At 40.4% G+C, this 3,454-nt stretch carries 2 protein-coding genes; both read right to left on the bottom strand.

The features are described 5' to 3' along the window. Positions 1-198: 198 nt before the first annotated feature. Positions 199-1,185, bottom strand: coding sequence for a virulence RhuM family protein (locus ACEW8U_RS23280; RefSeq protein WP_373524454.1), 987 nt, complete (start codon positions 1,183-1,185; stop codon positions 199-201). 50 nt (positions 1,186-1,235) lie between these two features. Then, a partial coding sequence (gene hsdR / locus ACEW8U_RS23275) for an EcoAI/FtnUII family type I restriction enzme subunit R (protein WP_373524453.1) occupies positions 1,236-3,454 on the bottom strand: 2,219 nt, incomplete at its 5' end.

Below are 3,454 nucleotides of genomic sequence, written 5' to 3'. Positions count from 1 at the left end.
GATCAGCCCTGGCAAGGCAATAAGCTTCCGGTTTTGACCGGTATTCAAAAAACAAGGGGCCGATTTTCTGAAAATCGGCCTCTATGGCTTAATTTTGGCTGTTTTGAAAATTAACGGTTAATTTTGAGACAGCCTCTTTTTTATTTCATTAGAATAAATTTTCACTTCAGAGATTGATTCCATCGAACTTGTCATCTATCAAGGTTTGTCCTTTTTAATCAATTTTGCTTCACTTTCAATTTGTTTAATAAAGTCTTTTTCCACTTGGGAAAGCTCATTTTTGGTTTTCTCCTGGAATTTATCATACTCAGCATGGGCTTTATCTAAAGCCATTTGATGACTGATTTTGCCGGAATGCTTCAATATTTCATTGCCTGTCATGGTCACGAAATCATCCAGTCTTGAAATCCAATCTTTCATATACATAGGTTTCCGGTTGAGTGCCTGCAATTCAGCAATTTCCAGATATGCGGTAACCATCCTGTTGAGAATATTCAACTCTTTTTCGTCCAGGTAGTTTTTGGCTATTTCTGTTTCCTTCTTAGTAGGCTTTACTCCCTTAAAATTAGTCATTCCAAGATTTGGTTTTGCGGCATCAATCCGCTTATAAATCACTTCAGCCGCAGTTTGCCCATGGGCAGCCCAATGCATTTTGTTTTGTACCGTCTTGAAGAATGTGTGGGAAAGATCAGTATTTGGATCATAATCAATACTGGTTGCATAGATGTCAAGAACCTTTCTCCAAAAAACTTTTTCGGAAGAACGGATGTCCCTGATCCTGGCAAGCAACTCATCAAAATAATTTCCGCCTCCGGCTTCTTTGAGCAACTCATCGTTCATCGTGAAGCCTTTTACTATGTACTCACGAAGACGTTGTGTGGCCCAAATTCTGAATTGGGTACCTCGATGGGATTTTACACGGTAACCAACTGAGATGATAACATCTAGATTATAATATTTTACAGGCTTGTCAGAACCACCAATGTGCAAAATTTGCACATTGCTTTTTTCTTCAAGCTCACCTTCTTTAAAAACATTTCCAATGTGCTTTGTGATGACACTTCTTTCGCGTTGAAAAAGGTCGCTCATTTGCTCTTGGGTTAACCAGACTGTCTCGTTTTCTAGCCGGGTTTGAATTTTGGTCTTCCCGTCCTCGGATTGATATATGATGATTTCCGAACTCATTAAGCACCCGTTTTATATAATTCCTGTTCCAATTCTTTAACTGCTTCCAATTATTTGGCTTTGCTGCCAAATTGTTTGATGATTTCCAACGGGGAACCGTAATCTGTCAGGGGTTTCACTTTTAGGATATCCATGCTTTCAATGTTGGTCACCCCTTCGTCAGCATACTTTTCAAGCAGGGTTTCCAAGACCTTTCTAGCCTGTTCGCCATATTTGGTAAAGTAGTCACGTTTCTTCACATTATTGGCTCTTTCTTTTCGGGTAAGTGGTGGTTGTCCAAAAGCTACATGGCAGATTAGGTCAAATAAATCCACTTCATGATTTACCGCATCTCTCAAGGCTTCTACCAAAACCCCTTGGTCTTCCAATTCTTTGATGATGACTTCTTTTTTGTCCGTGCTGTTCCAGCGATTTAGGAAATCATCCAAAGAAGCATACTGTCCTTTGATCAACTCTTTGGTATGGTCTTTTAAACTGGTAGTTATCGGTTTGCCATTGTTGTCAAAATACATTTCACGGCTGATCAAAACTGAAACATCTACGCCGTTGACATAAACCTTTTGTCTTGATTCACTGAGTATACTAACTGTAGCATGCGGTTTGGGATATCGAATAGTAGTCTTGACCACTATTTCTTCACCAGTCACTTCATCAATGACAGGGGTATCAAAATTTTCTTCTTCTTCAATAATTTGGCTCAGGTCGGTATCTTCTGAAACCGGTTTAACATGGATCGGGTCACCATCAAAATCTTTATCCGCAAACAAGTCTGTCACATTCCTAAAGTCGAGAATCGTGAAATACATTTTTCCAAATTCCTCATTGATCCGTGTTCCTCTTCCCACAATCTGCTTGAACTTGGTCATGGATTTGATTTCAGCATCCAAGACGATGACTTTACAGGTTTGGGCATCTACCCCTGTGGTCATCAATTCAGAAGTAGTGGCAATCACAGGATAGGTTTCCTCAGGATTAATGAAGTTGTCCAACTCACGTTTTCCTTCATCATTATCACCCGTAATCTGCATGATGTATTTGTAGTTCTGGGCCACTAAGTCAGCGTTCAGGTTGGATAATGCAGCCCGCATGCGTTCCGCATGGTCAATGTCAGTGCAGAAAACTATTGTTTTGGCAAATCGGTCATAGCCTTTTAAAAACTCCGTGAGTTTTCCGGCAACAGCTTGGGTCCGTTCTTCAATTACCAGATTTCGATCAAAGTCTTTCCGATTGTAAACCCTGTCCTCAACTTCATTTCCTTGTCTGTCTTTTTTACCCTGTTCAGGTCTCCATCCTTCGGCATCTACACTCAAGTTAACCCGAACAACACGGTATGGTGCTAAAAATCCATCATCGATACCTTGTTTTAAGGAATAAGTATAAAGTGGATCGCCAAAATATTCACTGTTTGAAACTTCATTGGTTTCCTTTGGAGTGGCGGTCAGGCCAATATGAGTTGCTTTTTTGAAATAGGTGAGGATTTCCCGCCATGCACTGTCTTCTATTGCACTTCCTCTGTGGCACTCGTCTATGACAATCAAATCAAAAAATTCAGGGGAAAATTGTTTGTAGGCATTTGCCTGTTCGTCAGATCCAGCCAATCCCTGATAGAGTGCCAAATACACTTCATAGCTTTTGTCTATCATGCGGTGTTTTACTACTGTCATTTTATCCTTGAAGTGTTTGAAGTCGCCTCTCCGTGTTTGGTCTATCAACGAGTTTCGGTCTGCCAAAAACAGGATTCTTTTTTTCTTTCCGCTTTTCCAAAGTCGGTGAATGATTTGAAAGGCTGTATAGGTCTTTCCTGTTCCGGTTGCCATGACCAGAAGAATTCTATCTTGTCCTTTGGCAATCGCTTCAACGGTTCGGTTAGTGGCAATTTGTTGGTAGTATCTTGGGCTTCTTCCGCTTCCGTCGAAATAGTAATCTTGTGCTACTATCTTTTCAGCCTCAGGGGATTCGATGCCCTTGTATTTTTTGTATTTCTTCCAAAGTTGTTCGGGAGTTGGGAAATTTTCAATATCCAAATCTGTTTCAACATTTTCGCCAGTAGCTGTTCGGTCGTGGAAAACAAATCCATCTCCATTGCTACTGAATACACAAGGGATGTCCAGTATTTTAGCATAGTCTAAAGCCTGTTGGATTCCAGCTCGAACTGAATGTTTATTGTCTTTTGCTTCAACAATCGCAATTGGAATATTCGGTTTGTAGTACAGAATGTAGTCGGCTCTTTTTCTTACACCTCTTGCTGTTAATTTTCCACGAACATATA

The sequence above is a fragment of the Aquiflexum sp. genome, from assembly GCF_041751335.1.
Classification (GTDB): Bacteria; Bacteroidota; Bacteroidia; order Cytophagales; family Cyclobacteriaceae; genus Aquiflexum.
This window is presented reverse-complemented; position numbering and strand designations above follow the sequence as displayed.

Coding starts and splice junctions, on each gene's coding strand:
- ACEW8U_RS23280 (WP_373524454.1), bottom strand. CDS start 1,185: ATGAGTTCGGAAATCATCATATATCAATCCGAGGACGGGAAGACCAAA.